Raw genomic sequence first — 19,220 nt, forward strand, 5'->3', positions numbered from 1 at the left:
CGCGGGGGGATCCGCATGTCACGACGTAGGGAACACGCACACAGAACCCGGCCGCGCGAAGCCCCGGCCGCCGCCCTGCCGGAGGCCGAGGGGCTGGTCCGGGAGCAGGGCGTGCGCGGCGGCATCGGCGTCGGCCAGCTCGACCTCGACGGGCTCGACGGCGCGGTGCTCTCGCTGGCCCCCGCGCCCGGCGGGCCGCCGGTGGCGCGGGGCGAGGTGTACGTCCTGGTCCGGCTGCGGGGGCGCCCCGTCGGCACGGTGCTCGGCCGGGTGGGGCCCGGCGAGGACGCCGCCGAGGTGCTGGCGGCGGCGGCCCGCAAGCAGCTCGCGGGCCATGTGCCGCCGGACGCCGCCCGGTCCGCGCCGCCCGTCCGGCCGCCGCGCGCCACCGTCGTCGTGGCCACCCGCGAGCGGGCCGGGCAGCTGGCCCGCGCGCTGGACTCGCTGCTCGCCCAGGACCACCCGGACCACGAGATCGTGGTGGTCGACAACAACCCCGTCACCGCCCAGACGCGCGAGCTGGTCGAGGGCGGGTACGCGGCGCACGGCGTGCGCTACGTCCGCGAGCCCGTGCCGGGTCTCGCCGCCGCGCACAACCGGGGCGTCGCGGTGGCCCGGGGGACGGTCGTGGCGTTCACCGACGACGACGTGGTGGCCGACCCGCACTGGCTGGGCGCGCTCACCGCGCCCTTCGCCGCCGACCCCTCGCTCGGCTGCACGACCGGGCTGATCCTGCCCGCCCGGCTGACCACGCCCGCGCAGATCCTGCTGGAGAGCCACGGCGGCTTCACCAAGGGCTTCGCGCCGCGCCGCTTCGACCCGGCCCGGCCGCCCGCCGACGAGCCGCTGTTCCCGTTCACGGCGGGCCGGTTCGGCTCCGGCGCCAACATGGCGTTCCGGGCCGCCGCCCTGCGCGCGGTGGGCGGCTTCGACCCGGCGACCGGCACCGGCACCCCGGCGCGCGGCGGCGACGACCTGTACGCCTTCGCGCGCACGGTCGTCGCCGGGCACGGGCTGCGCTACACCCCCGAGGCGCTGGTCTGGCACCACCACCGCGAGACCTGGCAGGACCTGGAGGACCAGGCGTACGGATACGGGGCCGGGCTCACCGCCTACCTCACCGCGCTCCTGGCGCGCCGCCCCGCCCTGCTGCCCGCCCTGCTCGCCCGACTGCCGCGCGGCCTGGCCCACGCCCGCGCGATCAGCGCCCACCGCACCGCAGGCACCCAGTCGGTGCCGGGCGCACACGGCACCCAGGACTACCCGTGGCCCCGCGTCCTGTCCCGCCTGGAGCGCCGGGGCATGCTGTACGGCCCGCTCGGCTACCTACGGGCCCGGCACCGGGTGCGCGGGCTGCGGCCCCCGTGGGAGACGGGCCGGTGAGGGGGGTTCGGGGGGAGGACCCGGCGGGCGACGAGAGCCGCGCCGGCCGCGCCCCCGGCCGTCGCGTCGCGGACGGCGCCCCGGCGTCCTCGGCCCCTGCGTCCGCGTCCGGCGCGCTGCCGTGGGAGGCGGGCGGTGACCGTGGTGTTCCGCGCGATCCCGAGGGCGACGCCCAGGCATCCCCTGCCGCCGCGTCCGCCGTCGCCCGCGAACCCGTACCCGTACCCGTACCCGTACCCGTACCCGTACCCGTGCTGCTCTACCACGCCGTGATGGCGGACCCGCCCGCCTGGATCGCCGAATTCACCGTCGCGCCGGGGCAGTTCGCCGCCCAGCTGGACGCGGTCGTGGCCGCCGGGCGCACCCCCGTCACCGTCGGGGCGCTGGCCGACCACTTCGCCGGGCGGGCCGTCCTGCCGGCCAGGCCCGTCGTGCTGACCTTCGACGACGGGTTCGCCGATCTGCCGGGGCCCACCGCCGACGCGCTCGCCGCGCGCGGGCTGTGCGCGACCGCGTACCTCACCACCGGGGCCCTCGCCCCGGGCGGCCGTTCGCTGCTGCCGCCCGCGCCGATGATGACCCTGGACCGGGCCCCGGCGCTGGAGCGGTACGGGATCGAGATCGGCGGCCACACCGTCTCCCACCCGCAGCTCGACACGCTCGCGCCGCGAGCCCTGCGCCGCGAACTCGCCGACTCCAAGGCGGCCCTGGAGGACGTGCTGGGCCACCGGGTGGCGCACCTCGCCTATCCGCACGGCTACAACAGCGCCGCCGTGCGCCGGGCCGCCCGCGCCGCCGGATACGAGACGGCGGTGGCGGTGCGGCACGCGCTGAGCTCGCGGTCCGACGACGCGTACCGCATCGCCCGCCTCATCGTGCGGCGCGGCCACACCGCCGCCGACGTCGAGGCGTGGATGGCCGGGACGGGGGCCCGTACCGCCCCGTACCGGGACTCGGCGGCGACCGTGGGCTGGCGGCTCTACCGCAGGGCCCGGGCGGCCGTGCGCGGGCCCGTCTTCGCGGGGTGAGCCGCCCGGGACGGGCCCGGTACGACAGCAGTACAAAAGCGAAGCGCGTTCCTATACTTCGCTGAAGGGACAGCCAGGGGACGGCGGCGTGACGGCCGCACACCACATCCGTGGGGGGAGTCGCACTGTGCAGCACCACGTGCCCGCGCCCGCGACCGGAGACGGCGGGCCGCCACCGCAGAGCGGAGCCAACGGGACGGCGGGCCCCGCGCACCCCCCGGGCCACCGCCCGCACTACCTGACGGATCCTCAAACTCTCTTCACCTGGCTGCCGTTGGCGGCGGCGACCGCCCTGTGGCTGTACGCGCTGCCGCGCGTCGACTACCGGCACATGGGGGACTGGGGCCTGCTGGACAAGCTGCCCGCCGCCTTCTTCCTCTCCCTCGCCGTCCTCACCGCCGGATTCGTGGTCAGCCTGCGGCGGGCGGGCACCGCGCCCTGGTGGCCCGCCCTCTACAGCGTCGCGCTGCTGTTCGCGCTGAAGGCGCCCCCCGCGATCCTGTACGACTCGGTGCGCTACCCGTGGGCCTCCAAGCACGACGCGGTCGTCACCCATCTGCTGGTCAACCAGGAGCTGCGGCCGAACACCCCGCTCTCGGGCAACATGGCCGCCTACGACCAGTGGCCCGGCTTCTTCACCCTCAACTCGGCGCTGGTGCGCGCCTTCGGCGTACAGACCACCCAGTCGTACCTGAACTGGGCCGCCCTCTTCTACGGCGTGGTCCTCATCCCCGTCCTGGTGCTGCTCTACCGCACCTTCGCCGAGGACTGGCGGCTGGTGTGGACCGGCGTGTGGATCTTCGAGGCGGCCAACTGGGTCGGCCAGGACTACTTCTCGCCGCAGGGCCTCGCGCTGATCCTGCACCTGTCCGTACTGGCCGTGGTGCTGCGCCACTTCGTCCGGCCGGGCTCCGCCGGAGAGCTGCGCTCGCGGGACCGGCTGGACCCGGCCGCCGCCTCCGTGCCGCCGCCGACCACGGCCCGCCAGCGCGCGGTGTGCGTGGCGATCCTCGCCCCGCTGATCGCCGCGATCAACTTCACCCACCAGCTCACCCCGGTGATGCTCTGCGTCTCGCTGCTGGCGCTCAACCTCACCCGCCGCTACCGCAATCCGGGTCTGCTGGTCGTCACCGGTGTGATCATGCTGATCTGGGACCTGACGATGGGCCGCGACCTGTTCGTGGAGACGCTCGGCTCGCTCAAGGAGTCCGTGGGCAACCTCCTCAACAACTCGCGCGCCGGGTACGCGGGCGAGCTCACCGGCCCCGGGCCCGTGCTCCAGGGCCGGGCCGACATCGTGATGGTGCTCGTGGTGGCCGCGCTGGCCGCCTTCGCCGTACTGACCCGGCGCAGACTGCTGAAGAGCGCGCTGCCGCTGCTGCTGGTCTCCGTCGCGCCGGTGCCGATGTTCGCGGTCAACGACTACGGCGGCGAAATGCTCTTCCGGGTCTATCTGTTCGGGCTTCCCGGGGCGGCGTTCTTCGCGGCGGCGGCACTGGTGCCCGCGCCGGGCGGACGCGGCGGACGCGGCGGGCCCGGTCGGACGCGGGAGCGCGCGGGGCTGGGGCCGGGGTTGCGGCTGGGGCCTCGGACGCGGCGAAGAGCGGCGGCGGTGGCGCTGCCCGCCGTACTGCTCGCGCTGGTCGCCGGGTTCCTGCCCGCGTACTACGGCAAGGAGCGGATGTACTACACCCCGCCCGCCGAGACCGCCCTCGTCACCAAGGTGATCGACGAGGCCCCGCGCGATTCGCTGATCCTCGCCGCGACCGGCTCCTTCCCGATGGCACTGCACCGCTACGACCAGCTGGAGCACTGGTTCTTCGCGGAGCAGGCGCTGCCCGACAACATCAGGATGCTGAAGGACCCGGCCGGGTTCCTGCTGCCGGGCCTGCCCAAGGACGGGCGGCCCGCGTACGTGCTGCTCACCCGGACCCAGGACATCTACACGGCGGGCGAGGGGCTGCTGCCACCGGGAGGCTTCGCCCAACTGACGGCGAAGCTCTCGGCGTCGCCGCTGTTCGAGGTGGTCGAGCGGAGTGGGTACGGGACGGTGCTGCGGTATCGAGGGGCGGGGGGTCGGTGAGGGGCGGGCTGGCGGGAAGCGGGGTCCCCGTCCGGGCGGGCCCGGACAGCGGCTGGGGCGGGCTGTGCGGTCGGGGTGCGGGGTGCGGGGTGCGGGTGCCGTGGTTGTGGCTGTGGCCCTGCCGGTGCCCTGCCCCCGTCCCTGCGTGGCCCTGCCGGTGCTGTGGCCCTGCCGTGCCTGTGGCCGTGGCCTTGCCCATGCTGCCGGTGCCGTGGCCGTGCCGGGCTGCCCCTGCCCGTGCCGTGGCCCTGCCCTGCCGGTGCCGTGGCCCTGCTCGTGCCGTGGCCGTGCCGGGCCCCTGCCCGTGCCCGTTGCTGTGCCTGTGCCTGTGCCGTTGCCGTGCCTGTCGGAGGAGAGCCGTCGTGTCCCTCGCTCAGAACCGTATCCGTGTCGCCGTGGCGCTCTCCGGGTGGCTGGCGCTGGCGGCGACGCTGCTGCCGGGGGGCAGTGCGGTGCGCTGGATTCCGGTGCTGCTCTTCGTGTGCCTCGGGCCCGGGTTCGCGCTGCTCTATCCGCAGCCGGACATGCTGCGGCCGGGCGCCCGGCTGGAGGCGCTGGCGCTGGCGGCGCCGTTGAGCATGTCGCTGGGGGCGTTGGTGTCGACCTGCCTGTTCCTGGTACGGGGTTTCTCGGCGACGGCGTTCCTCTTGGCGCTGGCCGCCTTCACGACGCTGGCGTCGGCGTTTCCGGGGTTGCCGTTGCCGGCGGCGACGCGGGGGGCGGTGGAGCGGGGGCGACGCCGCTGAGGACTCTTGTGCCCGAGCTTCGGCTGCGGCCTGGTGGTGGGTCGGCCGCGCCCCTTCTGGGCCGGGTGTTTGTCTGCGGGCCGGTGGTGGGCTGGTCGCGCAGTTCCCCGCGCCCCCTAAAACCCGCCTTCGTCTGCGGGCCGTGGTCGCTTGTCGCGCAGTTCCTCGCGCCCCTGGAAACCCGTCTTCGTCTGCGGGCTGTGGTCGCTTCTCGCGCAGTTCCCCGCGCCCCTGAAAGCCTGTGGCTGAGCTGACTTCTCCGGCTACCGGTACCCCCTAGGGGCGCGGGGAACTGCGCGAGGAGGGATCACCGGCCCGCAGTCAACGGACTACCCAGGGGCGCGGGGAACTGCGCGACAGGCCCCCGCCGGCTCGCGGACGACGAACCATCCAGGGGCTGAGCCGACTTCTCTGGCTGCCGGGTACCCCTTAGGGGCGCGGGGAACTGCGCGACAGGCCCCCGCCGGCTCGCGGACGACGAACCATCCAGGGGCCGAGCCGGCTTCTCTGGCTGCCGGGTAGCCCCTAGGGGCGCGGGGAACTGCGCGCGCAACCATCCACCGGGCCGCAGACGAACACCGGGCCCAAAAGGGGCGCGGGGAACTGCGCGACCAGCCCCGCACGGGCCGCAGGCAGCGGGCTACCCGAGGTCGCGGGCCCGGGGGGCCGCGTGGCCCCACAGTGTGGCGAGCGCCGCGCACACGCACAGCCCCACGAACACCGGCACCCCCGCCCGGGCAAAGGCGGACTGGGCGGCCCAGCCCGTCACCGCCAGCACCCACACCAGTACCGACGTCACCCGCCAGCGCACCCCCAGCCCCGTCAACGTCACCACGACCAGCCCCAGGCACAGCAGCTGGAGGACGGGCGGCAGCCACCGCTCCGCCCCGGCGGGCGAGCCCAGCCCGGCCACCTCGCTCAGCATCCGGGCGAGCGGCTCGTGCCACGGTCCGCGCAACGGGTCCGGCCGCACCCCGAGGATCAGCGGCGCGGTGTGCAGCGCGGCCACGGTCACGCCCAGCGCCGCGGCGAGCAGCGCGGGCCGCGCCCGGCAGAGGGAGACGGCCGCGCTGCACACGACGACGAGCAGCACTCCGGCGGTGAGCGAGACGGGCGGCAGGGCGGCGAACAACTGGGCGCCGTCGACGCGTTCGGAGCCGATGTCCGCGACACGCGAGAGCGGCACCCAGAACAGCCCGGCCGCCAGTCCCAGGAGCACCCACAAGGCACCGGCCAGCAGCGACTCATCGGGCCCGCCGGTCTTCCCGGCCCACAGCGACTCGTTGGGCCCGCCGGTCCTCCCGGCCCACAGCGACTCGTCGGGCCCGCCGGTCCTCCCGGCCCACAGCGCCCCGTCAGCCCCGCCGGTCCTTCCGGCCGGCAGCGCCCCGTCAGCCCCGCCGGTCCTCCCCGCCCACCGCGCCCCGTCAGGCCCCCCGTCGGGCTCCCCGCCCGGCCCGACCGCCCGCAGCCGCAGGGTGCTGGCGCTCCCACCGGAGCCGGAGCCGGAGCCGGAGCCCGACACGGCCCCGGCCGACGCCCCGTCAGGCCCCCCGTCCGGCCCGACCGCCCGCAGCCGCAGGGTGCCGGCGCTCCCACCGGAGCCGGAGCCCGACCCGGCCCCGGCCGACGCCCCGGCCGACGCCCCGGGCACGTACACCGGGATCCCCAGCGCCGGCGTCCCCGTGTCCAGGCCGCCGCTCAGATACGCGGTCTGGGTGGTCCACCGCGTTCCGTACCCCTTCGCCTCCTCCGCCCGTGCCAGCGCCGCGCGGCGCGCCCACCCGGTGCCGTACTCCTCGGCCCCGTCCCCGCGCGCCGCCCGTACCGTGGCGCGTCCGGCCAGCGCCGCGCGCAGTCCGGGCGCGGAGACCAGCGCCATCACGGTCATCGACACCAGGACCGCCCAGCCCGCGCCCTCGATGCCGGTGGTGCGCAGCAGTACCGCCGCGCTGCCGAGCACCAGCGTGCACATGGCGCCCTGGAGCAGGGCGAGGACACCGGTGCGGCCCTGGACGCGGAGCACCCCGATCCAGAGTTCGACGGCGACCCGGGGCAGCGCGGCGGCGGCGAGCAGCCGCAGCACCGGGGTGCCGTGCTCGGCGTAGTCGGCGCCGAACGGGGCGAGGATCCGCGGGGCGAAGGCGATCAGGAAGGCGATGACGGGGACCAGCAGCAGCACCATCCGCCGCAGCGCTCCCCGTACGCCGTCGGCGAGCCGGTCCGGGCTGTGCGAGGCGTGCGCGGTGAGCGAGGAGGCCATGTTGATGGCCATGAACTCCATGGTCCCGCCCACCGTGTACGCGATGTAGAAGAAGCCGTTCTGCGCCGCGTCGAAGCGGACCGCTACCAGCACCGGCAGCAGGTTGATCATCGCGAGCGAGAACAGCGCGCCCACCGAGTCGCCCGCCAGGAAGCGCACGATCTCGCGGGCCTCGGGCACCGGGCGGTCGTGGTCGGCGGCGGCCTGCGCGGGGATCAGCCTGCGGAAGACCAGCAGGCCGAGCGGCAGGATGGAGAGCGCCATCGCCGCCGCCCAGGAGACGAACACGCCCAGCGTGAGTCCGGCGAACGCGGCGAGCAGCAGCAGCTTGCCGAGGGAGAAGACCGCGTTGCCGACCGGCACCCACACCGCCTTGCGCAGCCCCGTGAGCACCCCGTCCTGGAGGGTGAGGACCGACCAGGCGACGGCGGCGAGGGTGAAGAGGATCCCGGGGCCGGGGCCGCCGAGCGGCGCGTAGGAGGCGCCCCACCGGGGCAGCGTGAGCAGGAAGCCGACGCTGGCCACCGCCACCACGCCGGTGCTCGCCAGGTACGCCCGTACCACCAGCGGCCCGGTCGCGCGGCCCGCGCGCGGCACGTAGCGCACCACGGCGCCCATCATGGTGGTGGCGGCGATCGAGGCGAGCAGCCGCATCGCGGCGATGGCGGCCGAGCCCCGGCCGACCGCCTCCTCGCTGTAGTAGCGGGCCGCGACCAGCCAGAAGCCGAGGCCGAGCGCGGCCGAGACGGCGGTGGAGAGCATCAGGGCGTAGGCGTTGCGGAACATCGAGTCCCGGCCGTCGGCGGCCCGGTCGGGCGGCGCACCTCCGGGCTCGGGGCGCTGCGGCCCGCCTCCGGCCTCCGTGCGCTGCGGCCCACCTGCGGCCTCCGGGTGCTCCGGCCCGCCCCCGGCCTCCGGCCGCCCCCGCCCGCCCGCCGCCGCGCCGGGTCCCACCGCCCGGTGGGACCCGGAGGTGGTGTCAGACACCGCCGGGGCCGCCTCTCGCGGGCCGGGTCCCGGACTCCGCCAGCACCCGCAGGGCCCGGTCGGCCCGGAGGGGGTCGACGGGCAGTGCGTGCGCGGCGAACCAGCGGGCGGCCTCCGGGGCGGGCGAGGGCTCGGTGAACGCGGCGCCCGCGTAGTCGTCCAGCGGCGGGTCGTAGAGGTAGCCGACGGGGATCCGGGCCCGGGCGAGCGCGGCCCGCGCCGCGTCCCGGTCCTCGACCAGCAGCGGCACCCGGAACAGCGGCTGCACGGGTCCGGGGCCGGGCCGCGCCCACGGGCTGGCCAGCAGGGTCCGGGTCCCGGCGAGGTGGCGGGCGAGCACGTCGTCCAGGCGCGCCAGCTTCCGCCCGATCCGGGCCCTGCGGGGGCCGCCCGCGTCCGTGCGGTAGTCGTGCAGGTCCACCCGGACCCAGGAGTGGAAGGCGTCCAGCGCGGGCGCGGCGGCGACGGCCCGGCCGAGCGCGTCGGGTCTGAGCGGCATCCGGATGTCCGCGCGCTCCTGGCGTCCGAGCATCCGCAGCACCGCCCACGCGGCGGGTGCGAGCCGCAGTCCGCGCACGGCGGCCTCCGCGTACGGTCGCGCCCAGTAGGCGAGTTCGGCGGTGCGGCGCGGGGGTTCCAGGAGCGCGTCGCGGGACTTGGCGAGCGCCTCGCGCAGTCCGGGGTCGGCGACGGCGAGGAAGCCGCCCGCCTTGGCGGCGGTGTGCTTGGAGAGCGAGAAGACGGCGGCGTCGCCGAAGGTGCCGACGGGCCGTCCCGCCACCTCGCTGCCGATGGCGTGGGCCGCGTCCTCGATGAGCGCGATGCCCGACCGGTCGCAGCGGGCGCGCAGCGCGGGCGCCGGGTCGGGGTTGCCGTACAGATTGGTGGTGAGGACGGCGGACAGGCCGCGCCAGGTCTCCTCGGGGACGGCGGCGGCGTCGAGGGAGCCGTCGCGCGGGTCGAGCGGGGCCTGGACGGGCCGCAGTCCGGCCGCGAGCACCACGAAGAGGATGACGTCGTCGTTGACGGGCGACATCAGCACCCGGCCGCCGGGCGGGCACCAGTGGCGCAGGGCCACGTACAGTCCGAGGCGGCAGGAGGGCACGTACAGGCACTCCCGTCCGAGCCGGTCCCGCATGGTCCGTTCCAGCGCCGCGCACGACGTGGTCCCGTACGGCATGAGTCCCCCCAGACCCGCGGTTGCCCCGTCGCTCAATGTGACCCAGTCCGCACGGTTCGTCAACAACGCCGACGGCCCGTCCCCGGAAGGGACGGGCCGTCGTACAGGCGTGCCCGGGCGGGCGCCTCACTCTTCGAGCGTGAGGCCCCTGCGCAGCTGTGACAGGGTGCGCGCCAGCAGCCGGGAGACGTGCATCTGGGAGATGCCGAGCTCCTCGCCGATCTCGGACTGCGTCATGTTGGCGACGAACCGCAGCGACAGGATCTTCCGGTCCCGGGGCGGGAGTTCGGCGATCAGCGGCTTCAACGACTCGATGTACTCGACGCCTTCGAGGTCGTGGTCCTCGTAGCCGATGCGGTCCGAGAGCGCGCCCTCGGTGTCGTCCTCCTCGGGCTGGGCGTCCAGCGAGCTCGCGGTGTACGCGTTGCTCGCCGCCATTCCCTCGACGACCTCTTCCTTGCTGATGCCCAGGCGCTCGGCGAGCTCGCCCACCGTCGGTGCGCGGTCCAGTTGCTGGGCGAGTTCGTCGCCCGCCTTGGCCAGGTCCAGCCGGAGTTCCTGGAGGCGCCGGGGGACCCGGACCGACCAGGAGGTGTCGCGGAAGAAGCGCTTGATCTCGCCGATGATGGTCGGCATCGCGAAGGTCGGGAACTCGACGCCTCTGTCGTACTCGAAGCGGTCGATGGCCTTGATGAGGCCGATGGTGCCGACCTGGATGATGTCCTCCATCGGCTCGCTGCGGGAGCGGAACCGGGAGGCGGCGAACTTGACCAGGGCCAGGTTCAGTTCGACGAGCGTGTTGCGTACGTAGGAGTACGCGTGGGTGCCCTCTTCCAGCGAGTCGAGCCGGGCGAAGAGCGTCTTCGACAGGGCCCGCGCGTCGAGCGGGGCGATCTCCTCGTAGGGAGGGATCTCCGGAAGGCCGTCGAGTCCCTCGATCGGGGTGTGCGGTACGTGCGTTGCCGACGTATCCACGGATTCGTCGAGCCGGGGTGACATGGGTCTCCTCCATCGTTCTCGGCATATGGCCGCCGATGCCCATACGTGGCGATGCGGTGTGCGGCGCCTCCATGGCCGGTCGTGGTGAATGGCTGTCCCCACTACCCCTACCCGCTTTGGTCATGCCACCGCAAGGTTGGATTGTCCTTATATGTCCACTTCGTAGCGGTGTTTGGCTTCCGGCGGGCGTAGGGAAGGCGTAGTGTTCTCGGGGAGTCCGCGTGTACGGAGCCCTCTGTGGCGATGTGTGCGGAGAGGTGCGTCACGTGTGACGGGGAGCACGGCGCCCGCACTTGACGGACCACGCGAACCGACCGGGTGCACCACTCACGGTCACCACGGCGAACCACGGCGAAGAGGGACGGGCATGGACCGCGGCACGGTCGGCAGCGCGAATCGGGGCCGCCTGAAAGTCGGCGTCCGCTCGCAGGGCCGCAGCGAGATCTTCACGCCCGTGGGCGAACTGGACCACCACACCGCCGACCTCCTGCGCGAGCCGCTGGAGCGCGCGGTCGAGGCGGGCCGCACCCGGCTGGTGGTCGACTGCTCCCGGCTGGAGTTCTGCGACTCGACCGGGCTGAACGTGCTGCTGGGCGCCCGGCTGAAGGCCGAGGCGGACGGCGGCGGGGTCCATCTGTCGGGCATGCTCCCGGTGGTGGCCCGCGTCTTCGAGATCACCGGAGCGGAAGCGGTCTTCACCGTGCATGATTCGCTCGAAGACGCACTGGACGACTGACCCGCCCGCGGCGGGGCAGGAGACCAGACTCAAGACGTTGGTGATTCAGGCATTCGGTGAATCGGTGAGGTGAAGCGCTGATGAGCACCACCCGGCAGCATCCGCCGGGCGACCGCGGGCCCGAGCCGGACGGGGCTGCTCCGGTCGCGGCGTCGCGTGTCCTCGCCCTGTACGGAGCGAGCGGAATCGTGCCGCTCGCACGGGACTTCACCCGGCAGGCGCTGCACGACTGGGGCTGGCTCCCGGCCGCCACCGCCGACCGGCGCGCCGCCGCCGAGGACGTCCTGCTCGTCGTCTCCGAGCTGGTCACCAACGCCTGTCTGCACGCCGAGGGCCCCGAGGAGCTGCGGGTGGTGTGCGCCCCGAAGGTGCTCCGCCTCGAAGTCACCGACCGCGGCGCCGGACAGCCCGCGCCGCGCACCCCGCACCGCGCGGGCCGCCCCGGCGGGCACGGCATGTTCATCGTGCAGCGCCTCTGTCTGGACTGGGGCGTCGTGCGCACCCCCGGCGTCCCGGGCAAGACGGTCTGGGCGGAGCTGGCCGCCCCGGCGTAACGCGCCGAGACGTATCGCACCCGCGCGTGTCGCGCCCAGGAGTATCGCACCCAGGCATGTCGCACCCAGGCGTAACGCGCCGCGGGCCACGCGCCCCGGGCGCGGGGCCGTCCGGCCGCGGGCCGGCGGGGCCCGCCTTCCCGCCCCCTCGCGAGGTGCCGTGCCGCAGCGCCGTACCGCACCACACTCGCCACTCCCGTGCGTCATCCACCCTGTTGTGTCTCTTCCCTCCGCAAGGTCCCCGGCGTACCTTGACGCCAAATCTGATGTGCCGTCAGTAACTTGAACGGCCTCGGGCACGAGGGAAATTCGAGGTGTCGTACGTGTCGTACCAGAAGCGGACAGCCCGCGCGCTGGCGGCGGCCGTGGCGGGCCCGGTGCTGGTGCTGGCCGCCCCGGCCGCCCACGCCGACGTCGTGGACGTCAACTACAACTGCCAGACGCCGATCGGACCCAAGAGCGCGGTGTCGCCGATCGACATCAAGGCCGTCAAGAGCGGCGGCGCCTACCGGCTCACCATGTCGTTCCAGAAGGGCGTCTCCTCCAGCCCGGTCGCCCTGGGCGCGGGCGCCATGAGCCCCAGCGCCGTCATCAGGCTGGGCGGCGCCGACCGGGGCACGGTCGCCGTCTCCGGGCCGTCCAACACGGCCGAGATCCCCGCCAACAGCCCCATCAAGATCAGCGACTTGAGCGGTACGTACACCCCGAAGGCGTCCGGCAGGGCGACGCTCACCGCCTCCGTCCTCACCATCAAGGCGCTCGGCACGGTCACCACCTGCACCCCGGGCAACAACCCCGGCCCCTCGCTGGCGCTGGACGTCACCGGCAGCGCGGGCGCCGAGACGCTGCCCAAGACCGGACCGCTGGACTCGACGGTGGCGCTCGGCACGCTCGGCGGCACGGTCCTGCTGACCGGCGCGGCCGGGGTGCTGTGGCTGACCCGGCGCGGACAGCGCGCACACGGCTGAACCGGCCCCGCACCACGGGGCCGGGCCGACACGGGCGCCCGCACGCGCCGCACGCCGCACCGCTCGACCGGGAGCCGCCGATGCCGCCACGACCGATCCGCCTGGCCGCCCGCGCGGCGGCCCTGGCCCTGACCGCCCTGCCCGTGCTGCCCGCCACCGCCGCCCGCGCGGCGGACGGGCCGTGGAGCGCCGCGCCCGCCTCCGGCGGCGCCGGCCGGCCGTACTTCTATCTGGAGGGCGCGCCCGGTTCCGTCCTGGAGGACCGGCTCGCGCTGACCAACCCCACCGGGCGACCGCTCACCCTGCGGCTGCGCGGGGCGCCCGCCGACGGCGGCGGTCCGCGCGCGGGCGGCGATCCCTGGCTCGCGCTCGCCGTGCCCGAGGTGCGGGTCCCGCCGCGCACGCGCGCCGAGGTGCCGTTCGCGGTGACCGTTCCGGCGACCGCGCCGCCCGGCGACCGCGCGAGCGCCCTGGTGGTCTCCGGCGACGGCCGAGAGAGCACGGTACGGCTGCGCGTACGGGTGGCGGGCCCGACGCTCGCGGCGCTCACCGTCGAGGACGTCCACCTCGACAAGGCCCGCTCCCGGATCCGGTACGCCCTGGTCAACCGGGGCAACACCACCCTGGCCCCGCGCCTTGAGGTGCGGTCCGACGGGCTCCTCGGCGCCGCGTCGCACCACCCGGCCCGCCCGCTCGCGGTGGAACTCGCGCCCGGCCGGCGCGTCGAGCTGACCGAACCCTGGCACCCGCCCGCCGTCGACCGCGTCCGGGTGCGCCTGACGGTGACGGCGGCCGGGGGAGCGCGCGGCGAGGCGTCCGCCTCGGCCGTGTGCGTGCCCGGGACCCTGGTGGCGGGCGCGGGCGCGGGCGCGCTGGCGGCCGGGGCGGGTGGCGCCCTGTGGTGGGCGCGGCGGCGACGGGCCCGGCCCGGACCCGTACCGCCCGCCGCGGCGCAGGCCGCCCCTGGACCGGTGACGACGGGAGCGGTGTCGTGAGGCCGCGTACGAGAGTGGTCGCGCTGGTCGCGGCCCTGCTGCTGGCGCTGGCGCCGCTGGGGGCGCCCGCGTGGGCCGACGACGGGAAACCCGCCGTCACCCTGTCCCAGCGGGAGGCGGCCAAGGGCGCCGAGGTCGTCGCGAGCGGCACCGGCTGGCGGCCGGACGCGCTGCTGATGCTGCTGGTGTGCGGCCAGTCCTCGCCCGGCCGGGGCGTGCTCGGCGGCACCAACTCCTGCGCCAACGCCGACGGCCGGGCCGTGACCACCGACGCCAAGGGCGCGTTCAGCAAGTCCGTGCCGGTGGCCGCGCCGCCCAAGCCCTGCCCGTGCGTGCTGCACGTGGCCACCGTGACCGGCGAACAGGCCGCCGTGGAAGCCGAGTTGGCCATCACCGGCCACCCGGTGGCGCCGCTGCCCGACCAGGCGGGCGGCGGCCGGCTGAGCGTGCTCACCGCGACCGGTCTGGAGGGGAGCAGCGGACTGCTCACCTGGTTCGGCGCGCCCGCCTCGCGCAAGCTCGTCTTCACCGTCGGCAACCTCGGCTCGGGGCCCGTCAAGGACCCGGTGTTCCAGATCGGCACCTCGCACGGCGTGTTCGCGCCGCGGTGGGAGGACCAGCAGTGGCGGGGCACGGTCGCGCCGGGCGGCAAGGCCGAGGTCAAGCTGGGGTTCGAGCTGCCCGCGGGCGCGCACGGCGACTACCAGGTGTCCGTGCGCTACGGCGGCAAGGTGCTCGCCACCCAGCCCTGGGGGGTGGGCCGCCCCTGGGGCGTCACCCTCTTCTGGCTGCTGCTCTGCCTGGTCGTCCCGGCCGCGCTCTTCCGCGTCGGCATGGCCGTGGTGGACCGGTTCCGCCCGCGCCCGGCCGGACCCGCCCCGGCGGACGGTGCCGCACCCCGGCCCGGCCCGCAACCCGAGGGCCCCGACGGGCCCGGAACCACGGCCGTGCTGCGCCTGCCCTGGTTCACCCCCGACTCCGCACCGTACGAGAACCGTCCGAACACCCCCACGACGAAGGGAAATTCGTGACCACGCAACGGAGGATGAGCGCGGCGGGAGTCGCGCTGATGCTCGGCGGCGCGGGGATCGTGCTGGCCGCAGCTCCGGCGCGGGCGGCCGACGTCGCCTACGCCACCGAGTGCATACCCCCGGCCATCTCCGGACTGCCGCCCGTCGAGGGCACCACCAAGGTGCAGATCACCGCGCCCGCCGAGGCGAAGGTCGGTGACGAGGTCGAAGTGGTGTGGAAGACCGTCCAGGCCGCGTCCAAGAACCCGGACGTCCTGGACCTGGAGAAGGACACCGTGAAGCCGACGGGCACCCTCAAGGTGGCCGGGGCGCAGAGCGCCGACCTGGCCGTCGAGGGGCCCCGGCAGAACCCGCCGATCCCCAAGAACAGCCCGATGGTCCTGCCGGACATGACGGCCAGGCTGAAGCTGACCAAGGCGGGCGAGGTCACCCTCACCCCGGACAAGTACACGATCAACGTCAGCAAACCGCTCTCGACGGACACCAAGTGCTCCCCGAAGGAGGCGGTCGGCGCCGGTGCCACGATCAAGGTGACGGACGGCGGGGGGACCACCTCCGGCGGTACGACGACGAGCGGCGGGACGACGTCCGGCGGCACCACGACGGGCGGGACCACTTCGGGCGGCACCACGTCCGGCGGGTCGACGGCGTCGGGGGGCTCCACGACCGGCACCACCACCGCGGGCGGGACGACGGCGGGCGGCACCACCGGCGGTACGACCACCTCCGGCGGCACCACCTCCTCGGGCGGGACCAGCGGCGGCAGCACCACCGGCGGGCCCGGCGGCCAGACCGACTTCCCGGGCAAGGAGGTCGCGGTCACCTTCGCCTGCGAGTCCCCCGGCCCGGCGAGCATCAACTCCAAGGTGACGATCAACGCCAAGAAGGACGGCGGGAGCTTCGGCCTGACGGTCAAGACCGCCAAGGGCGTGATGAAGAGCCCGGCATCGCTGCCCGCGGGCGCGCTGAAGCCCTCCATGCAGATCACCGTCGGCGGCGCCGACAAGGGCGCGGTGACGGTGACGGGAGCGCCCAACTCCAGCCCGCTGAACACCGGTGACCCGGTCAGCCTCAACGACATGACCGGCACCTACAAACCGGGCGCGAGCGGCAAGTCCACCCTCAGCCCCGGCACCCTGACCATCAACGTCGCCCTGGGCACTTCGAAGATCGTCATCCCGTGCGCGGTCAAGGGCACGGCGCCGGTCTCCCTGGAGCTCGACACCTCGGCCCAGCAGGGCGGCACGTCCGGCGGCACCACGTCCTCCGGCGGCGCCACCGCCACCGGCGGCGCGGACACCGGCGCGGCGGCGGGCGGCCTCGCCCAGACCGGCGCGAACGACCACGGCGCCCTGCGCGCCCTCGGCCTGATCGCCGGAACGGCGATCCTGCTCGGCGGCGCGGTCTTCACCTTCACCCCGTGGCGGCGGCTGCGCGCCACCCGCTGACGTCCGTACGTACGCGAAGGGCCGCCGCACCCGTGGGGGTGCGGCGGCCCTTGGCCGGTGCGGGGAGCGGGGCGCTAGTGCACGCCGCCCATGAGCTCCTTGACCTTCTTGCGGTACATCCAGACCGCGAAGCCCGCGGCGACCGCGAGGGCGGCCTCCAGGGCGACGACGCCCTTGCCGTCCAGGCTGACGCCGCCGATGGAGAGCAGGCTGGTGGTGGCGTCACCGGCGGTGACGGCCAGGAACCAGACGCCCATCATCTGGGAGGCGTACTTGGCCGGGGCCATCTTCGTGGTGAGCGAGAGGCCGACGGGGGAGAGCGTCAGCTCACCGACGGTCTGCACGAAATAGATCGCGACCAGCCACATCGCGGCGGCCTTGTGGCCGCCCTCGGCGATGGTCAGCGGGGCCAGGAACAGGAAGAACGAGGCGCCGATCAGGGTCAGACCGGAAGCGAACTTCACGATCGTGCTCGGCTCCTTGCCGCGCCGGTTGAGCGCCAGCCAGAACCAGGCGAAGACCGGGGCCAGGGCCATGATCAGAACCGGGTTGACCGACTGGTACCAGGAGACCGGGAACTCCCAGCCGAACACGGAGTTCTTGGCGGAGCCCTCGGCGAAGATCGACATCGTCGAGCCGCCCTGGTCGTAGATCATCCAGAAGACGGCCGCGGCGGCGAAGAACCAGATGTACGCGGACATCTTCGACTGCTCTTCGGTGCTGAGCTCCTTGTCGCGCTTGATCCGCGTGAGCACCCAGACCGGGATGACCAGACCGGCGACCGCGATCGGCACCAGCAGCCAGTTGAGCGTGTAGTGGCCGGAGGTGACGACGGCGGTGTAGAAGACCGCGGCGACGGCCATCCAGATCAGGCCCTTGCGCAGCGTGGAGGTGCGCTCGGCGGCCGTCAGCGGCTTCGGGGTGACCGCGGAGCGGTCGCTCAGGTGGCGGCTGCCCAGCAGGAACTGGCCGAGGCCGAGCGCCATGCCGAGGGCGGCGAGGGCGAAGCCGAGGTGCCAGTTCACCTTCTCGCCGATGGTGCCGATGATCAGCGGCGAGGCGAAGGCGCCGAGGTTGATGCCCATGTAGAAGACGGTGAAGCCACCGTCGCGGCGCGGGTCCTCGGGGCCCTTGTACAGGTGGCCGACCATGGTCGAGATGTTGGCCTTGAGCAGACCGGAGCCGATCGCCACGAGGCCGAGGCCCGCGTAGAAGAGTCCGGCCGACGGCAGCGCCAGCGTCACGTGGCCGAGCATGATGATCACGCCGGCGATGGCGACGGTCTTGCGCGGGCCGAAGACGCGGTCGCCGATCCAGCCGCCCGGCAGGGCGAGCAGGTAGACGAGCGACAGGTACACCGAGTAGATCGCGGTCGCGGTGGTCGCGCTCAGGTGCAGGCCGCCGGGAGCCACCAGGTACAGCGGAAGCAGTGCCTTCATGCCGTAGTAGGAGAAGCGCTCCCACATCTCGGTCATGAAGAGAGTGGCCAGGCCGCGGGGGTGGCCGAAGAAGGTCTTCTCGGAACCGGTGGTGCCGGCCGAGTCCTTCGTCAGGCTTGACGCCATGGTCGATCCTTGCTTGCTCGGGACGCGCGCTTCGTGAGCGGTGGTCGCGCCCGGTGGGGGTGGCCGGCACCGGCAGGGGGAGCCGCCCCACCCCTACGCCCGAGGGGTTCGCTCCGCGGGTGGCGGAAGCGAGGGGACGGACCCACCGGGATCCACGCCCGGGGCGCATCATCGCGCCCGGGGCCCGGCCCATAGGTCATTCACTGTCATTCGGAACCAGCAATTCCGGTTCCTGTGCAGAAAAGAGACCTTTGGCTCGCCAAGCAGGCCAAAGGTCCCCAGTTAGTGCTAAAGGCGTTGGGACACCATACGACACCACACGCCCGCATATGGAAGGACTTGAGACATGGATCACAGGTTCCATGGGAACCGATTGCCCATATTCGAAGGTGGTTAACAGGATCGCATCCCTGAGCCGCAGGGCCGGCCGGTCGAAAGACGATCAAGGAAAGGTCGTCCGACGATCAAGAGGCGATCAGACGGCGGTCAGATGCGGACTTCGGCCCGCCGCCGGGCCCGTCCCTGACGGGTTCGACGGACGGGCCCTCCCGCTCGCGGACTACCATCACCCCCATGACCCGTGTACTGCTCGCCGAGGACGACGCGTCCATCTCGGAGCCGCTGGCCCGCGCACTGCGTCGGGAGGGTTACGAGGTCGAGGTCCGCGAGGACGGCCCGACCGCCCTCGACGCCGGACTCCAGGGAGGCGCCGACCTGGTCGTGCTCGACCTGGGGCTGCCCGGCATGGACGGCCTGGAGGTCGCCCGCAGGCTGCGCTCCGAGGGGCACACCGTCCCGATCCTGGTGCTGACCGCGCGCGCCGACGAGGTGGACACCGTGGTCGGCCTCGACGCCGGTGCCGACGACTACGTCACCAAGCCCTTCCGGCTCGCCGAACTGCTCGCCCGGGTGCGGGCCCTGCTGCGGCGCGGCGCCACCGAGCCGGTGCCCCAGCCCGCCACCCACGGCGTGCGGATCGACGTCGAGTCGCACCGGGCGTGGATGGGCGACGAGGAGCTCCAGCTCACCGCCAAGGAGTTCGACCTGCTCCGGGTGCTGGTGCGCGACGCGGGCCGGGTCGTCACCCGCGACCAGCTGATGCGCGAGGTCTGGGACACCACCTGGTGGTCCTCGACCAAGACGCTCGACATGCACATCTCCTGGCTGCGCAAGAAGCTCGGCGACGACGCCGCCAACCCCCGCTACATCGCCACCGTCCGGGGCGTCGGTTTCCGGTTCGAGAAGAGCTGACAC

15 protein-coding genes are annotated in these 19,220 nt (G+C 74.3%); 11 read left to right on the top strand and 4 right to left on the bottom strand.

The features are described 5' to 3' along the window. Positions 1-15: 15 nt before the first annotated feature. The 4 genes from AB5J87_RS21215 (at position 16) to AB5J87_RS21230 (ending at position 5,240) form a co-directional block, all read left to right on the top strand. A complete protein-coding gene (locus AB5J87_RS21215) occupies positions 16-1,383 on the top strand; it encodes a glycosyltransferase family 2 protein (RefSeq protein ID WP_369378471.1) in 1,368 nt (455 codons plus the stop codon). Positions 1,384-1,634: 251 nt separating this feature from the next. After that, positions 1,635-2,411, top strand: coding sequence for a polysaccharide deacetylase family protein (locus tag AB5J87_RS21220; RefSeq protein WP_369383614.1), 777 nt, complete (start codon positions 1,635-1,637; stop codon positions 2,409-2,411). A gap of 127 nt (positions 2,412-2,538) precedes the next feature. Continuing rightward, positions 2,539-4,494: a hypothetical protein gene (locus AB5J87_RS21225; RefSeq protein ID WP_369378472.1), complete on the top strand. Its 1,956-nt coding sequence runs from the start codon at positions 2,539-2,541 to the stop codon at positions 4,492-4,494. A 362-nt stretch (positions 4,495-4,856) separates the two neighbouring features. Beyond that, positions 4,857-5,240: a hypothetical protein gene (locus AB5J87_RS21230; protein ID WP_369378473.1), complete on the top strand. Its 384-nt coding sequence runs from the start codon at positions 4,857-4,859 to the stop codon at positions 5,238-5,240. Positions 5,241-5,880: 640 nt separating this feature from the next. Here AB5J87_RS21230 and AB5J87_RS21235 read toward each other — a convergent pair. The 3 genes from AB5J87_RS21235 to AB5J87_RS21245 form a co-directional block, all read right to left on the bottom strand. Beyond that, positions 5,881-8,490 (bottom strand): lipopolysaccharide biosynthesis protein, encoded by a 2,610-nt coding sequence (locus AB5J87_RS21235; RefSeq protein WP_369378474.1) that lies wholly within the window; start codon positions 8,488-8,490, stop codon positions 5,881-5,883. Continuing rightward, positions 8,483-9,670: a DegT/DnrJ/EryC1/StrS family aminotransferase gene (locus AB5J87_RS21240; protein WP_369378475.1), complete on the bottom strand. Its 1,188-nt coding sequence runs from the start codon at positions 9,668-9,670 to the stop codon at positions 8,483-8,485. Before AB5J87_RS21240 ends, AB5J87_RS21235 begins: the two co-directional genes overlap by 8 nt. A 126-nt stretch (positions 9,671-9,796) precedes the next feature. Beyond that, on the bottom strand, positions 9,797-10,669 hold the full coding sequence (locus AB5J87_RS21245; protein ID WP_369378476.1) for an RNA polymerase sigma factor SigF: 873 nt from the start codon (positions 10,667-10,669) through the stop codon (positions 9,797-9,799). Between the two features lie 367 nt (positions 10,670-11,036). On the opposite strand from AB5J87_RS21245, the gene AB5J87_RS21250 reads away from it, so the two are divergent. The 6 genes from AB5J87_RS21250 (at position 11,037) to AB5J87_RS21275 (ending at position 16,401) form a co-directional block, all read left to right on the top strand. Then, a complete protein-coding gene (locus tag AB5J87_RS21250) occupies positions 11,037-11,405 on the top strand; it encodes an STAS domain-containing protein (RefSeq protein ID WP_369378477.1) in 369 nt (122 codons plus the stop codon). Positions 11,406-11,485: 80 nt separating this feature from the next. Beyond that, complete coding sequence (locus AB5J87_RS21255; protein WP_369378478.1) at positions 11,486-11,959, top strand: ATP-binding protein; 474 nt, start codon at positions 11,486-11,488, stop codon at positions 11,957-11,959. 323 nt (positions 11,960-12,282) lie between these two features. Further along, positions 12,283-12,927: a peptidase gene (locus AB5J87_RS21260; protein WP_369378479.1), complete on the top strand. Its 645-nt coding sequence runs from the start codon at positions 12,283-12,285 to the stop codon at positions 12,925-12,927. Between the two features lie 80 nt (positions 12,928-13,007). Then, positions 13,008-13,922 (top strand): hypothetical protein, encoded by a 915-nt coding sequence (locus AB5J87_RS21265; protein WP_369378480.1) that lies wholly within the window; start codon positions 13,008-13,010, stop codon positions 13,920-13,922. After that, a complete protein-coding gene (locus tag AB5J87_RS21270) occupies positions 13,919-14,953 on the top strand; it encodes a hypothetical protein (protein ID WP_369378481.1) in 1,035 nt (344 codons plus the stop codon). The genes AB5J87_RS21265 and AB5J87_RS21270 overlap by 4 nt, the downstream gene beginning before the upstream one ends. A gap of 14 nt (positions 14,954-14,967) precedes the next feature. Beyond that, positions 14,968-16,401, top strand: a complete 1,434-nt coding sequence (locus AB5J87_RS21275) for a hypothetical protein (RefSeq protein WP_369383615.1) — start codon at positions 14,968-14,970, stop codon at positions 16,399-16,401. A gap of 74 nt (positions 16,402-16,475) precedes the next feature. Here AB5J87_RS21275 and AB5J87_RS21280 read toward each other — a convergent pair whose 3' ends face one another. Further along, complete coding sequence (locus AB5J87_RS21280) at positions 16,476-17,966, bottom strand: oligopeptide:H+ symporter (RefSeq protein ID WP_369378482.1); 1,491 nt, start codon at positions 17,964-17,966, stop codon at positions 16,476-16,478. Between the two features lie 573 nt (positions 17,967-18,539). Here AB5J87_RS21280 and AB5J87_RS21285 point away from each other — a divergent pair. Then, on the top strand, positions 18,540-19,217 hold the full coding sequence (locus tag AB5J87_RS21285; protein ID WP_053725082.1) for a response regulator transcription factor: 678 nt from the start codon (positions 18,540-18,542) through the stop codon (positions 19,215-19,217). Positions 19,218-19,220: the final 3 nt, after the last annotated feature.

The organism is Streptomyces sp. cg36 (assembly GCF_041080675.1).
Taxonomy (GTDB): domain Bacteria; phylum Actinomycetota; class Actinomycetes; order Streptomycetales; family Streptomycetaceae; genus Streptomyces.

What these genes read in the sequence shown, in the direction of transcription:
- AB5J87_RS21280 (WP_369378482.1), bottom strand. Translation starts at nt 17,966, where the DNA reads ATGGCGTCAAGCCTGACGAAGGACTCGGCCGGCACCACCGGTTCCGAG.
- AB5J87_RS21215 (WP_369378471.1), top strand. Translation starts at nt 16, where the DNA reads ATGTCACGACGTAGGGAACACGCACACAGAACCCGGCCGCGCGAAGCC.
- AB5J87_RS21245 (WP_369378476.1), bottom strand. Translation starts at nt 10,669, where the DNA reads ATGTCACCCCGGCTCGACGAATCCGTGGATACGTCGGCAACGCACGTA.
- AB5J87_RS21255 (WP_369378478.1), top strand. Translation starts at nt 11,486, where the DNA reads ATGAGCACCACCCGGCAGCATCCGCCGGGCGACCGCGGGCCCGAGCCG.
- AB5J87_RS21265 (WP_369378480.1), top strand. Translation starts at nt 13,008, where the DNA reads ATGCCGCCACGACCGATCCGCCTGGCCGCCCGCGCGGCGGCCCTGGCC.
- AB5J87_RS21285 (WP_053725082.1), top strand. Translation starts at nt 18,540, where the DNA reads ATGACCCGTGTACTGCTCGCCGAGGACGACGCGTCCATCTCGGAGCCG.
- AB5J87_RS21250 (WP_369378477.1), top strand. Translation starts at nt 11,037, where the DNA reads ATGGACCGCGGCACGGTCGGCAGCGCGAATCGGGGCCGCCTGAAAGTC.
- AB5J87_RS21240 (WP_369378475.1), bottom strand. Translation starts at nt 9,670, where the DNA reads ATGCCGTACGGGACCACGTCGTGCGCGGCGCTGGAACGGACCATGCGG.
- AB5J87_RS21275 (WP_369383615.1), top strand. Translation starts at nt 14,968, where the DNA reads ATGAGCGCGGCGGGAGTCGCGCTGATGCTCGGCGGCGCGGGGATCGTG.